Here is a 13,837-nt window from a genome sequence, read left to right as displayed (position 1 = left end):
CTACTCTCCCGGCGGAGGGTGGGCCGGCCACGGCTGCCCCGGCGGCGCCGGCTGCCCCGGCGGGGGCCGCTCCGGCGGGGGCCGGCGGGGCAGCGCGGCACGGCCCCGCGTCCGTTGTCGCGAACGTTCCACCGGAACTGCTCGCGCGTCCGGCGCAGGCCTGGGACTTTGAGCGCGTATCGTCACCCGGACCGGATATCAGTGACCGGTGGGGAGACCGATGAAAAGAAGCGTTGTCACCGGCGGTGCCGGCTTTCTGGGGTCGCACCTGTGCGAACGGCTGCTCGACGAGGGCCACGCGGTCGTCTGCCTGGATAATTTCGTCACCGGGGCCCCGGAGAATGTCGCGCACCTGGCCGGGCACGAGCACTTCCGGCTCGTCCGCTGTGATGTGACTGATTATGTTCATATTGTCGGTCCGGTCGATTATGTACTGCATTTCGCGTCACCGGCGAGCCCCATCGACTACCTGCACCTGCCGATTCACACGCTGAAGGTCGGCTCGGTCGGTACCCTGCACGCTCTCGGCCTCGCCAAGGAGAAACGGGCGCGGTTCGTGCTGGCGTCCACCTCGGAAGTCTACGGTGATCCGCAGATCCATCCGCAGCCGGAGGACTACTGGGGCCATGTCAACCCGGTGGGGCCGCGAGGCGTGTACGACGAGGCGAAAAGGTTCGGCGAGGCACTCACCATGGCCTACCGGCGCAGTCACGGGGTGGACACCGGAATCGTCCGTATCTTCAACACCCATGGGCCGCGGATGCGCCCCAACGACGGCCGGGCGATTCCCGCCTTCGCGACCCAGGCGCTGCGCGGTGAGCCCATCACCGTCGCCGGTGACGGAAGCCAGACCCGGTCGATCATATATGTCGACGACCTGGTGGAGGGGATCGTGCGGATGATTTTTTCCGGTCATCCCGGCCCGATGAACATCGGTAATCCGCACGAACTGTCCATTCTCGAGCTCGCGGAACTGGTCCGGGAGGTGGCCAAGAGCGAGTCCCTCATCACGTTCGTCCCGCGCCCCGAGGACGACCCGACGGTCCGCCAGCCCGACATCTCCCTGGCCCGGCGCGTCCTGGGCTGGGAGCCCGTCGTCGACCTGCGCAGCGGGCTCGACAGCACGGTCTCCTGGTTCCGTGAGCACCCGGACGTCGCTTGTCCGGACGCCCGTCCGGACGCCGGCCGGCGAGGCTGACGGGACCGTCGTCCTCACTGTCGCCGTCTCGCTGTCCTCCCGCTGCCGTTCCGCCGTGCTCCCGTCGTGCTCCCGCTGCCGTTCCGCCGTGCTCCCGCTGCCGTCCGCCGTGGTCCCGTCGTGCTCCCGCCGTCGCGCGGACCGCTCTTGACAGTTCTGACCGTGTTGGTTGACGTGGGCGGGGCGGGTGCTAAGTTGGCACTCGGCACGTGAGAGTGCCAGCGACGACAGGCGCCTGTTCACCCGCGACGGCAGGCCGCCAGGGTCGCTCTCTCATCCAGCGCAGGAAGGGGGAGGTCGATCGTGACGACCGCCACCAAGGTTGCGATCAAGCCGCTCGAAGATCGCATTGTCGTACAGCCGTCCGACGCCGAGCAGACCACCGCGTCGGGCATCGTGATCCCGGACACGGCCAAGGAGAAGCCACAGGAGGGCACCGTCCTCGCGGTGGGCCCGGGCCGTTTCGAGGACGGCAAGAGGGTCCCGCTCGACGTCAAGGTCGGCGATGTCGTGCTGTACAGCAAGTATGGCGGCACCGAGGTCAAGTACGCCGGCGAGGAGTACCTGGTTCTCTCCGCTCGCGACGTTCTGGCGATCATCGAGAAGTAGGTATCCGGCAAGGATCCTCAAGGGCGTGTTTCGCCAGCCCGGACGGTATTCGGACGATATGCGGCTGTGCTCGACTGTGCTCGTCCGTATTCGTCCACACGCATCCGGTCCGCATGTGTCCGTATGCGGCTGTTCGTCCGGATCGGCGAAACACGCCCGCTTGCCATCGGGCCATGCCCGGTGGGCATCGGTCGATGCGGACGGCCGTCGTCCAGGCGCCGGTTCGCGCGATCTGACGATCCACCGGACACGGCCCAGGGCCACCAGGGTGCACGATCACGGCTTTCCGCGCGTGCCCGGGGGCCCGAAGGGATTCCAGGGCACGCCCTGAGCCGGTTCGGGAGGACCACCTAAATGCCCAAGATCCTGTTGTTCAGCGAGGACGCCCGCCATGCCCTTGAGCATGGCGTGAACGCCCTCGCGGACGCTGTGAAGGTGACGATCGGCCCGCGCGGCCGCAATGTCGTCATCGACAAGTCCTACGGCGCGCCGACGATCACCAATGACGGGGTGACGATCGCGCGCGAGGTCGAGCTGACCAGCCCCAACGAGAACCTGGGGGCGCAGCTCGCCAAGGAAGTCGCTACCAAGACCAACGACGTCGCCGGCGACGGCACCACCACCGCCACCGTCCTCGCGCAGGCGCTGGTCCGCCACGGTCTGCGCCAGGTGGTGGCCGGGGTGCCGCCGCTGTCGCTCAAGGCCGGTATCGAGGCCGCCGCCGAGGCCGTCTCGAAGGCGCTGCTGGAGCAGGCCATCGAGGTCGACTCGAAAGAGGTCATCGCCCATGTCGCGGCCATCTCGGCGCAGGACACGAAGGTCGGCGAGCTGATCGCCGAGGCGATCGACCGGATCGGCAAGGACGGTGTGATCACCGTCGAGGAGAGCCAGACCCTGGGCCTGGAGCTCGAGCTCACCGAGGGGCTGCAGTTCGACAAGGGCTACATCTCCCCGTACTTCGTCAGCGACGCCGACCGCATGGAGGCCGTCCTTGAGGACGCCTACGTGCTGCTGCACCCCGGCAAGATCAGCGCGCTGAGCGACATCCTCCCGCTGCTCGAGAAGGTGGTGGAGGCCCACAAGCCACTGCTGATCATCGCCGAGGACGTCGAGGGCGAGGCTCTCTCGACGCTGGTCGTCAACGCCATCCGCAAGACCTTCCAGGTCGTCGCGGTGAAGGCTCCCGGCTTCGGCGACCGGCGCAAGGCGATCCTGCAGGACATCGCCGTGCTCACCGGCGGGCAGGTCGTCGCGCCCGAGGTCGGCCTGAAGGTCGACTCCGTCGGCCTGGACGACCTCGGCCGGGCCCGCCGGATCGTCGTCGACAAGGACAGCACGACCATCATCGACGGCTCCGGGGACGAGACCAGCGTCGCCGACCGGGTCCGCCAGCTCCGCGGCGAGATCGAGGCCACCGACTCGGACTGGGACCGCGAGAAGCTCCAGGAGCGGGTCGCCAAGCTCGCCGGCGGGGTCGCGGTGATCAGGGTCGGCGCGGCCACCGAGGTCGAGCTCAAGGAGAAGAAGCACCGTCTGGAGGACGCTGTCTCGGCCACCCGCGCCGCGGTGGAGGAGGGCATCGTCGCCGGTGGCGGGTCGGCTCTGCTGCACGCGTCCGCGGTACTCGACGACGGCCTGGGCCGCACCGGGGACGAGCTGGCCGGGGTGCGCATCGTGCGGGACGCGCTCGATGCCCCGCTGAACTGGATCGCCCGCAACGCCGGTCACGAAGGGGCAGTGATCGTTTCCAAGGTCAGGGAGCAGCCGGTCGGCAGCGGTTTCAACGCCGCCCGCGGCGAGTTCACCAACCTGATCGCGGACGGCGTGGTCGACCCGGTGAAGGTGACCCGGTCGGCCGTGGTGAACGCCGCGTCGATCGCCGCGCTGCTCATCACGACCGAGAGCCTGATCACGGAGAAGCCGGCCAAGCCCCAGACGGAGGCCGCCGGCCACAGCCACGGCGGGCACGCGCACTCGCACGGGCCGGCGTTCTGACCCGTTCACAGCCCGCCCACGGCCGTAGGCCGCATCCACCGGGCGCACAGCTCGAGCGGCCCGCGCGGTACGGGCTCTGATCGATACGCGGGCCCTTTACCGGTAAGGAGTTACCGGTAAAGGGCCCGCGGGGCGGGACGAGCCGGCGTACGGGAACGCCGCGGACGGCCCGGGGACGGCCCGGGGACGGCCCGGGGAGGGCACTGTGAAGATGACATCGTGAGCACGAAGACGACATCGTGAACACGCGTCAGAGGCCCGACAGGACGACACCGACCGTCCTGTCGGGCCTCTGACGCGTTCGCCGTGGGTCTTCGCGGCGACGCGGTCACACATCGCGGGTGGTCCACCCGGTGGGGCCACCTTGTCCGTACATCTCGTCACGAGAACGCGGACACCGCGGGCACCGGCCCGCCCCGGCGACCGCCGTGATCGTGGCCGCGGCGGTCGTCCCGGATGTGGTCACGGATGCCCCGGCACGCTCAGCACGCCGGGGCGAGCCCCGGGCGGGCCGGGCTGTGCCGCCCCGCTCCGCGCCGCGTTCGGCCGGTCAGGATGGCCTCCCGCTCGGACTCGCTGAGCCCGCCCCACACCCCGTAGGGCTCACGGGCCTGCAGGGCGTGCTCCGCGCATGCCTGGATCACGGGACACCGCGCGCAGACAGCCTTGGCGGCCGCCTCACGGGCCGCGCGGGCCGGGCCCCGCTCCCCTTCGGGATGGAAGAAGAGCTCGGTGCTCTCCCCACGGCAGGCGCCGTGAAGCTGCCACTCCCACTTCTCGGCACCGGGGCCTGGAAGTCGTCGGACGTCGGTCATCGGCCTGAGCCCCCCTCTCAACCATGGGCGGCTGGCGCCGCAGCTACACCGTAGTACCGCGCCATATGTTGTTCAACACTGAGAACCACTCGGCACGTAGTCGTTCGGAGCCGGTTCGTCGCCAAGTTGTGGGTACGGTCGCCGAGAGCCACCATGAGCGCTGTGACCCCCTCCCCGGACCCGGCGGAGCACAATCCGCGGTACACCGTCGCCGCGGTTGCCCGACGGCTGGGCATCGCGCCCGCTACCCTGCGTACCTGGAACCGCCGGTACGGGCTCGGTCCGGCCGACCATGTTTCCGGTACCCGTCGCAGGTACGACCCACACGACCTGGCCCGGCTGGAGTTCATGTGCCGTCTCACCCAGGCCGGGATCGCGCCGGCGGAGGCGGCCCGCCTGGCCAGGAGCGCGCTTCCCGAGGACCTGCCGGAACCGCAGTGGCCGGCGCCACTGCGACAGGTCGAGAACGAGACACACTCCGTAGTCAGCTCCGACCGGCCGGGCGAGCCTGACACCCAGGAAGCCGATCAGCCGCGTACCGGCCGGCCCGTCGTGGTCGCGATCTCCTCCGGCGACGGCCGCGGCGCCGCTGGGAACGTCTCAGCGCCCGCCGTCATCACCGGTCCGGCGGCTGGCGCTGGGATGTTCCCGGCGGCGGATGTCGACGACCTGGTGACGGGTGCTGCCGATCCGGCGGACGACTCGGCGGCAGCCATGGCCGGGCCCGGCCGCGTGACCGAAACGGGCCGCGTGACCGAAGCGAGAGGGTCAGGCGGCCGGGTGCTGTCGCTGGCGGGCGCCGGCATCGCTGCCCGCGGCCTCGCCCGCGCGGCCATGGCGCTCGACTCGTCCGCGGTGACCCGCATCCTGGCCCAGGCGGTCGAGGCCGACGGCGTGGTCGCGGCCTGGCAGGACCTGGCGTGCCCGGTGCTCGTCGCCGTCGGCCGGCGCTGGGAGCTGCGTGGTGACGCGGTCGACGTCGAGCATCTGCTCAGCGAGTGCGTCGCGGCGGTCTTCCGCCGGGTGGCAGACCGTGACGTGGGCGCCCACGCCCGTCCGGTGCTGCTCGCGTGCACCCCGGACGAGCGGCACAGCCTCGCCCTCAACGCGGTCGCGGCCGGGCTGGCCGAGCGGGGGATACCCGCCCGTGTCCTCGGTGCCGCGGTACCGGCCGCCGCGCTGCGGACCGCGGTCGTACGCACCGGCCCGGCCGCGGTGTTCCTCTGGTCCCAGCGCCGGGCTTCGGCGGACGTGCGGGTGTGGCGCGGGTTACCGACGACCCGGCCGTCGACGTCGATCGTGGTGGGGGGTCCCGGCTGGCACAGGACGATCGTCGCGCCGCGGGTCCGCCGCGCGCAGTCCCTGCCCGAGGCGCTCGACCTCCTCACCCCTTCCCCTGGGTGAAGAAAAAGCTCCTTTGAGGGAAGAAACAGCTCCCTTGGGCAAGGGATCGGTTTCCCGGGCGAAGCGGCGGCTCTCCTGGGCGAAGCGGCGGAACGTCCGCTGACTTCGCCGCTGTCCCGTTACCCGGCCGGCATTACCTGACCGGTGTTTCCGGCGGACGGGCCGCCGTTGGCGGGGCGAGGCGAGGCGAGGCGAGGCGAGCGGGCATATGCGCGAGGAGGCGGATCCGATGCTGTGCCGGCGGCGGGCTCGCGCCGCCGTGAGCGCTCGCAGGCCCGGGCGGGGACACACCGGGGCGATCAGGGGGAGACCGGGAGCAAGGGAAGCAGGAGCAAGGGAAGCGGGAAGAAGGGGAAGAGAGAGGGTGGTCAGCGGGAGTCGGCTTCGGAGGCCTCGCTCGTCTCGTAGACACCGTCGGCGTAGCCGCGTGCGTAGTCCCAGCTGACGTAACAGGAGGGGTCCGGGGCGTATGCGGGCTCGTGCACCCGGGTGCGTCCCTCGTCGAGCAGATGGCGCAGATTGCCGGTGAGGAGATCCCAGCTGAAGAAGTGCGGTTCCGCGCATCCTTCGCAGTCGACGACGAGACCGCGGTAGCCGCGGGGTTCCAGCAGGGTCCGGAAAACATCGAGATCGCCGAGTTCGGCGAGCACCTCCTCGCGTTCCTGCGGCGACAGAGGCTCCAGCAGATCGGTGTCCTCGGCCGGGTCCAGGCGGGCGAGTTCTGCGGTCGGATCCTCGGGGTCGTCCGCGAACGGGTCGAGAGGCTCGTTGCTCACGCCGACCACGCTACGCCGGACCGGGCCCCTTAGTGGTCCCGATCGGCGACTCCAGACGCTGATGTGTGCCCGTATCGCCTCTTTACCGAGGCTACGGACCGTTTCGAGTACGCGCTATCGCGGCCGGCCCCGAGGAATGATCAGTATGCCCTGTGAAGCCCGCGGCCACGACGCCTTTGGCCAGGCCGCGTCCCTGACGTCTCCGGACACGTGAAAAGTCATGATCGTGGACTCTTTGGCCTAGCATGTAAAGCTTGAACCTCGTACTGATGGCCGCCCGCTGATGGCCGCCCGCTCCGGGCGGCCCGCCGCCCGCGCCGCCCGCGCCGGGCCGGGAAGACGACGGCCGGGAGAGCCACGGCCGGGCGGCCCGCGGCCGAGAAGGCTGAGGGCAACGGCCGGGAAGGCAGGCGGCAACGGCGGGGAAGGCAGGCAAGCAAGGCACGGTCGGGAAGTGCCGTGCGGGTGCGGTACCGGCATGGCGAACAACGAAGCGTGAACGGAAGGTGCCATGAACAGTCCCATTGTCCGGCCGGCCGTGTCTGATCCGGAGCCGGTGCTGCCAACGAAGCTGGCCACGCTGGGGCTGACCTTCGACGACGTACTGCTGCTCCCGGCGGAATCGGACGTCATGCCCTCGGAGGCGGACACGTCCACGTGGTTGTCCCGCCATATCCGGCTCGCCATTCCGCTGCTGTCCTCGGCGATGGACACCGTCACCGAGTCGCGGATGGCGATCGCGATGGCCCGCCAGGGCGGGGTGGGCGTGCTGCACCGGAATCTTTCCGTGGACGACCAGGCGCAGCAGGTCGACATGGTGAAGCGTTCCGAATCAGGAATGATCACCGCTCCGGTCACCTGCGGCCCGGACGCCACCATTGACGAGGCCAACGAGCTGATGGCCCGGTACCGGATATCCGGCGTCCCGGTGACCGAGCCCGACGGCCGGCTCGTCGGCATCGTGACCAATCGCGACATCCGGTTCGAGCGTGACTATTCCCGGTCGGTACGTGAAGTAATGACGCCGATGCCGCTCGTCACGGCGCCGGTGGGCGTGTCGGCCGATGACGCCCTGGCCCTGCTGCGGCAGCACAAGATCGAGAAGCTTCCCCTGGTGGACGACCGGGACCGCCTGCGCGGGCTGATCACCGTCAAGGACTTCACCAAGCGCGAGCAGTACCCGCGGGCGACCAAGGACGCCGACGGCCGGCTGGTGGTCGGCGCCGCCGTCGGGGTGGGGGAGGACGCCTACAAGCGCGCCCAGGCCCTGGTGCGCGCGGCGGTCGACTTCCTGGTCGTCGACACCGCCCACGGCCACTCCCGGGCGGTGCTGGACATGGTGCGCCGCGTCAAGGCCGACCTGCCGACCAGGGCAGACGGCAGCCCCCTCGACGTCATCGCCGGCAACGTCGTGACCGCGGACGGCGCCCGCGCGCTGGTGGAGGCGGGCGCCGACGCCATCAAGGTGGGGGTCGGGCCCGGCTCGATCTGCACCACGCGGGTGGTGGCCGGGGTCGGCGCACCCCAGGTCACCGCGATCTACGAGTGCGCACAGGTCGCCCGGGAGCACGGCATCCCGGTGATCGGCGACGGTGGGATGCAGTACTCCGGGGACATCGCCAAGGCGATCGCGGTCGGGGCGGACACGGTGATGCTCGGCAGCCTGCTGGCCGGCGTCGACGAGAGCCCCGGCGAGCTGATCTTCATCAACGGCAAGCAGTACAAGGCGTACCGCGGGATGGGGTCGCTGGCCGCGATGCGCAGCCGGGGCACCACCACCTCCTACTCGAAGGACCGCTACTTCCAGGACGACGTCCTCTCCGACGACAAGCTCGTACCGGAGGGCATCGAGGGGCAGGTCCCGTACCGGGGGCCGCTGGCCGCGGTGGCCCACCAGCTCGTCGGCGGCCTGCGGGCGGCCATGGGGTACACCGGCTCGCCGACGATCGCCGCCCTGCAACGGGACGCCCGGCTGGTGCGCATCACCGCCGCGGGCCTGAAGGAGAGCCACCCGCACGACATCCAGATGACCGTCGAAGCACCGAACTACAACTCGCGGTAACACCGCCGGGAGGACATCACCGGTGACCCCGCTAGGGGACGGCGCCGGTGATGCCGAGGGGAGGATGCTGCCGTCGGGAGAACCCGGTGACGCCGTGAGAGGACACAGTGGCTGAGGTCGAGATCGGTATCGGTAAGAGCGGCCGGGTCGGCTTCGGCCTGGACGCGCTGGGCATCGTGCCGTCGAGGCGCACGCGCGACCCCGCGGACGTCTCGCTGACCTGGGAGATCGACGCCTACCGTTTCGACCTGCCGGTGGTGAGCGCGCCCGCGGACGCGGTGACCTCGCCAGCCACCGCGGTCGAGCTGGGCGCCCTCGGCGGCCTCGGCATCGTCCATGTCGAAGGGCTGTGGAGCCGGCACGAGGAGCCGGAGCCGCTGCTGGCGGAGATCGCCACCCTCGGCCCGGACGCGGCCGGCCGGCGGCTGCGGGAGCTCTACACCGCGCCGATCCGGCCCGAGCTGGTCGTCAAACGGCTGACGGAGATCCGGGACTCCGGTGTGGTCGCGGCCGCCGCGCTGCGCCCCCAGCGGGTCGACGCGCTGTACCCGTTTCTGCTCGAGGCCGGGGTCGACCTGCTCGTCATCCACGCGACGGCGGTCTCGGCTGAGCACCAGTCGAGACGGACCGAGCCGCTGAACCTCAAGCGGTTCATTGGCGAGATCGACGTGCCCGTGCTGGTGGGCGGGTGCGCGTCCTTCTCGACCGCCCTGCACCTGATGCGCACCGGGGCCGCCGGGGTGATCGTCGGGGTCGGCCCCGGCGGCGCGGACACGACCAGGGCGGTGCTCGGGGTCGGCGTCCCGATGGCGACCGCGATCGCGGACGCGGCCGGCGCGCGCATGCGCTACCTGGACGAGTCCGGTGGCCGGTACGTCCACGTCATCGCGCACGGAGGTGTGCGCACCGGCGGGGACATCGCCAAGGCCATCGCCTGCGGGGCCGACGCGGTCATGCTCGACACGCCGCTGGCCGCCGCCGCCGAGGCACCCGGGCGCGGCGGCTACTGGTCCATGGACCTGCTGCACTCCCGCCTGCCGCGAGGCACCTGGGAACCGGTCGCGGCCGCCGGGACGCTGCGGGAGATCCTGCTGGGCCCCGCGTCGGTGAACCCCGGCACGCTCAACCTCGCCGGGGCGCTGCGGACCGCGATGGCCACGACCGGCTACGCGACGCTCAAGGAGCTGCAGAAGGCCGACGTGCTGGTCACCGCGTCGCTCCGCTGACCCGCCGCCGGCCTCTCCCGCACCGTCCGCCTGCCCCTGGCCGGAACTGTCGCGGACGTTCCGGGCCGGCTGCGCAACTGGGTGAAGTCCGCTTCCGGTGGCATGACGGCCGTTTCCGGGCCCACCCGGAAAATCCTCGTGACCTCCGGTGAAGCTCACTTCGGGCAGCATGGCACCCTGGAACCGTCTGTTCTGGTCCGAAGGATGACACATGCGCATCGACGAGCACGGTCGCTGGGTCAGCGATGATGGTTCGTACGTCTGGGACGAGGTGGCCCAGACGTGGCAGCCGTCAGCGGCGTACACCACCGAGTCCACGACCACCGGTTCCGCCGCCGGTTCGGGCGGTGCCGGTGTCACCGGTGGCGCCGGCGCCGGTGCCGGTGGCTATACCGCGGCCGCCACGACCGGGGAGTTCGCGCCGGGCTACCTGGCGCTGGACACGTCGGGCTGGTCCGTCCTGGACGGGACGCTGTCGCCGGACGCGGCCCGCTCGGGGCCGGCCCCGGGGCCGGACGGTGGCTCGCGAAGCCCGCAGGCGGCTGTCGACACCCCGCGGCCGAGCGGGCCGGAGGGCTGGCCGCCCCAGGACAGCATCTCGTCGCGGGACGCTGACATCCTGGCCAACACGGGCGGGATGGACATCACGGCCGTGGCCACGGGTGGGCCCGCCTGGGAGAGCTACCCGCTCCGGGCCGGCGACCCGGGGACGGGGCCGGCAACGGCCGCCGACGCCCCGACGGCCTTCGGCGCGGTAGGCACCTCCACCTTCAGCACTGTCGTCGCCCCGAGCGCGGGGGAGATCACGTCGGCCGGTGCCAGTGCCCGGGGGCTGTCCGAGCCGTTCGGTGTGGTGGACGTCATTGCGCTCGGGCCCTCCCAGGGCGGCGGCCCGCCCGGCGCCGACACCGCCGCCACCATCCTGGGCTCCCCGCCGCGGGCCTCGACCGGCGCGCACCGGCAGCACCGCAAGCGCCGGGCCGGTGGCCGGCTGGCGGCGCTCCGGCCCGGCGCGGGCGGTGACAGCACCACGCCGGGGACGAACCGGGCCACCTCGGGGGCGAGCCGGTCGCTGACCCGGCGCCTGTCGTCCGTCGCGGCGTTACCGCGTCAGGTGCTGATCGCCGCCGCGGTGGTGGTGCTGCTCCTGATCGGCCTCGGCGGCTATCTGGCGCTGGGCGGGAGCGACGGGGACGCCGTGGCCGACACGCCCGTCAACACCGTCGAGGGCGCTCCGCCAGGTACGGTGCCCGCCCGGCCCGCGCGGTACAGCGAGTCGCTGCGCGCGGACTATCTGCGGGAGTGCGTGCAGATCAGCCACGGGCTACAGGCCTACTGCGCGTGCACGCTGGAGAGGCTGGAGGCCAACTATCCGCAGGACCAGTACGAGCAGTTCAACAAGAACGTGAACTCGCCGGAGACGACAAGGATCGTTCAGGAGATCTCCGACCAGTGCGTGAGCGTCTGATGACGGCGAGCTGTGCTGTAGGCTGTATTCGTCCATATTTCCGGTGTTTCGTGGCGTGCGGGCTTTCGCGGGCGTCTGGGCCGTCCCTGATGGATGTTGATCGATGCGGACGGTGACCCAGGTAGTCTCAGGTGGGGCGGAGGGTGGCGAGGCCCCCGTACGGCGCGGAACGGCGGATCGGGGGCGTGCAATAGCGGAGCTATCGGTGACGACAACAACACGACAGGTGTTCGCCTGGGTGCCACCCGTGCGGGCGAGTATCCGTCGGGCACGGCCTACGCCCTTTACCCGGACGACTACCTGGACCTGGGGGGCAGGACATGCCCACCGACGGGCTCTGGCCGAGTGGCGATGACGCGTGGGCGTGGGACGCCGTCGCCGGGGCGCGGCGTCCATCGACGGCAGCCGGTGACGCGGGCAGCCCGGTGACCGGCCCCACGGGCCGTTCCGGCGTACCGGGCCGACGCGCGGACGACTTCTTCGCGGTCGAGCGGGTCGGGGAGGCCGATGACCGCTCCCAGCCGTCCGTCCCGCCGGTTCCGGACAGATCCGGCGCCCAGGATCCAGCCGGCCAGGGGTGGCGCGACCGTCCTTTCCCCGCCCCCGACCCGTTCGACGTCTCCGCCGGCCATGAGCGGCCGGTGCTGCCCGCCTATCCGTTCCAGCCGGCTCCTCCGCTCCAGCCGGCTCCTCCGCTCCAGGCTCCTCCACCCGATCCGCGGCCCGGCTGGCTGCCGAGTGGTGGTGACCCCGCGGCAGGCACGACCGGCGGCTACGGCAGTGGGCGCTGGGGGCTGTCCGTGGAAGGCGGCGATCGCGTCGGTGTCACCCAGCGTGACGTCGGTGCGCCCGGCGGCGCTGACGGATTCACTGGTTATGGCAGCGCCGCCGGCCAGAGCGCCGCCGGCCAGAGCGCCGCCGGCCAGAGCGCCGCCGGCCAGAGCGCCGCCGGCCAGAGCACCGCCGGCCAGAGCACCGCCGGCCAGAGCGCCGCCGGCCAGAGCACCGGCCATCCCTGGCAGTCCGCTCCGGGGCCGGCGAGCGGGAGTGGCGCCGGGCCGAACAACTATCAGCCCGGCGTGCTGCGTGGCTTCGCTCCGCAGCACCCCGATACCCGCAGCTCCACCGACGGTTATCGGACTCGTCCGCGTGACGACAGGCCCGCCCCCCCGCCCGCGGGCAGCTCTTTTTTCGCTGCTGGCCAGCCCGGCCAGCGCCTGTTCGACACGGGCGCCACCGGGCGGCCGGACGACCGTCGGCCCGGTGGCGCGCAGCCACCGCCCGGCCGGGTGCTCCCGGCCGCCATGCCCCGGGCTGCCGTACCACCGGCATCCCTGCCACCTGCGGCGGTACCACCGGCATCCCTACCGCCGGTGGGTATGCCGCCGGACGGCGGTTTCGGGGGGAGCGCAGGCCCGGCACCGGCCCGTGGCCCGGCCGGGTACGGCGGCCCCGGCTCCACCGGTAACGGCGCGCCGGGCTCCGGCGGTTTCGGGGACCGTTACGGAAGCGGTCGTCCGAACGGTTACGGGCCGACAGGCCATCAGGCCGGTTACCCGTCGCTCATGGGAAATGATCGTGAGCTCCTGCCCCGCCAGCCGGACAGCGCCGGGCCGGGGGACGGATCGACTTCCTACCTGACGGGCGACCCGTTCCGGGCGGCACAGCCCCACGGCCGCGGACGGCTGTCCCCTGCCGGGCCGAACCCGCTGCCTCCCGACCAGGGCGGCCCCCTGGACGGGGGCCCGGCCACCCCAGCCGGCAGCCCGGTTCCGAACGGCTACGGAGCGGGCGGATATCCCGGTTCCGGGGCCGCTCGGGCCCTCGTCCGCGGTGCCGGCGTGAACGACGGCGCGCCGTCCGCTCCTGGCGCACCCCGGCCGGCCGCCGGGAGAGCGGGCGGCGGCAACGACCGGGCCGTGCTTCTCCCGCCCGCCTACCGGGGCCAGGCCGCGGCCACCAGGGCTGAGCCGCCCGCTCCCGCCCGGACGCATTCACGTACCGCCCCCCGGCCACCGTCGGCGATGTCCGGAGCCAGGACGCCCGGGGGCGGCCTGCCAGGCGAGGCGGCCTTCGCGGACCCTGCCGCGGCGTCCTCCGCCGCCGGGCCGGTGGAACGCACCGATATCGTGCCGAGGGTCACTGACGCCGTACGGCCAAGGACGTCGCGTGACAATATGCCGTCGCCTCCAACCGTGCCACCCGGGGTGCTGGGACAACCGCTGTCGGAGATGACCGCGACGCTGTCGAGGATCGGGTCCGTGCCGGACACCGGCTCGCGTGA

Annotated in this window: 9 protein-coding genes and 1 pseudogene; 8 read left to right on the top strand and 2 right to left on the bottom strand. The window is 71.8% G+C overall.

Annotated elements, in window-relative coordinates:
- Positions 1 to 220 precede the first annotated feature (220 nt).
- The 3 genes from AC5LUJ_RS07745 (at position 221) to groL (ending at position 3,802) form a co-directional block, all read left to right on the top strand.
- On the top strand, positions 221 to 1,198 hold the full coding sequence (locus tag AC5LUJ_RS07745) for a UDP-glucuronic acid decarboxylase family protein (RefSeq protein ID WP_250286709.1): 978 nt from the start codon (positions 221 to 223) through the stop codon (positions 1,196 to 1,198).
- A gap of 303 nt (positions 1,199 to 1,501) precedes the next feature.
- Positions 1,502 to 1,807 (top strand): co-chaperone GroES, encoded by a 306-nt coding sequence (groES, locus tag AC5LUJ_RS07740; RefSeq protein ID WP_013875067.1) that lies wholly within the window; start codon positions 1,502 to 1,504, stop codon positions 1,805 to 1,807.
- Positions 1,808 to 2,161: 354 nt separating this feature from the next.
- Positions 2,162 to 3,802: a chaperonin GroEL gene (gene groL / locus AC5LUJ_RS07735; RefSeq protein ID WP_250292525.1), complete on the top strand. Its 1,641-nt coding sequence runs from the start codon at positions 2,162 to 2,164 to the stop codon at positions 3,800 to 3,802.
- A gap of 482 nt (positions 3,803 to 4,284) precedes the next feature.
- Here the strand turns inward: groL and AC5LUJ_RS07730 are convergent, their stop codons facing one another.
- Positions 4,285 to 4,617: a WhiB family transcriptional regulator gene (locus AC5LUJ_RS07730; RefSeq protein ID WP_013875065.1), complete on the bottom strand. Its 333-nt coding sequence runs from the start codon at positions 4,615 to 4,617 to the stop codon at positions 4,285 to 4,287.
- 153 nt (positions 4,618 to 4,770) lie between these two features.
- Between AC5LUJ_RS07730 and AC5LUJ_RS07725 the strand changes: the two genes are divergently transcribed.
- Entirely contained in the window at positions 4,771 to 6,021 is a 1,251-nt protein-coding gene (locus tag AC5LUJ_RS07725) for a MerR family transcriptional regulator (protein WP_250286469.1), read from the top strand.
- A gap of 368 nt (positions 6,022 to 6,389) precedes the next feature.
- On the opposite strand, the gene AC5LUJ_RS07720 is transcribed toward AC5LUJ_RS07725, so the two are convergent.
- Positions 6,390 to 6,806 carry a DUF5319 domain-containing protein gene (locus tag AC5LUJ_RS07720; RefSeq protein ID WP_445548537.1) on the bottom strand — a complete coding sequence of 139 codons (417 nt, stop codon included), beginning with the start codon at positions 6,804 to 6,806 and terminating at the stop codon, positions 6,390 to 6,392.
- Between the two features lie 502 nt (positions 6,807 to 7,308).
- On the opposite strand from AC5LUJ_RS07720, the gene guaB reads away from it, so the two are divergent.
- From guaB to AC5LUJ_RS07700, 4 genes and pseudogenes are all read left to right on the top strand, one after another.
- Complete coding sequence (gene guaB / locus AC5LUJ_RS07715; protein WP_445548536.1) at positions 7,309 to 8,859, top strand: IMP dehydrogenase; 1,551 nt, start codon at positions 7,309 to 7,311, stop codon at positions 8,857 to 8,859.
- A gap of 107 nt (positions 8,860 to 8,966) precedes the next feature.
- Positions 8,967 to 10,085, top strand: coding sequence for a GuaB3 family IMP dehydrogenase-related protein (locus AC5LUJ_RS07710; RefSeq protein WP_250286465.1), 1,119 nt, complete (start codon positions 8,967 to 8,969; stop codon positions 10,083 to 10,085).
- Positions 10,086 to 10,296: 211 nt separating this feature from the next.
- Entirely contained in the window at positions 10,297 to 11,553 is a 1,257-nt protein-coding gene (locus AC5LUJ_RS07705; RefSeq protein WP_493464704.1) for a hypothetical protein, read from the top strand.
- Between the two features lie 320 nt (positions 11,554 to 11,873).
- A pseudogene (locus AC5LUJ_RS07700) lies at positions 11,874 to 13,837 on the top strand (hypothetical protein); the annotation flags it as partial.

It is taken from the genome of Protofrankia sp. CiP1_Cm_nod3, assembly GCF_982290655.1.
This window is presented reverse-complemented; position numbering and strand designations above follow the sequence as displayed.

Coding starts and splice junctions, on each gene's coding strand:
- AC5LUJ_RS07745 (WP_250286709.1), top strand. CDS start 221: ATGAAAAGAAGCGTTGTCACCGGCGGTGCCGGCTTTCTGGGGTCGCAC.
- AC5LUJ_RS07705 (WP_493464704.1), top strand. CDS start 10,297: ATGCGCATCGACGAGCACGGTCGCTGGGTCAGCGATGATGGTTCGTAC.
- groL (WP_250292525.1), top strand. CDS start 2,162: ATGCCCAAGATCCTGTTGTTCAGCGAGGACGCCCGCCATGCCCTTGAG.
- guaB (WP_445548536.1), top strand. CDS start 7,309: ATGAACAGTCCCATTGTCCGGCCGGCCGTGTCTGATCCGGAGCCGGTG.
- AC5LUJ_RS07730 (WP_013875065.1), bottom strand. CDS start 4,617: ATGACCGACGTCCGACGACTTCCAGGCCCCGGTGCCGAGAAGTGGGAG.
- AC5LUJ_RS07725 (WP_250286469.1), top strand. CDS start 4,771: ATGAGCGCTGTGACCCCCTCCCCGGACCCGGCGGAGCACAATCCGCGG.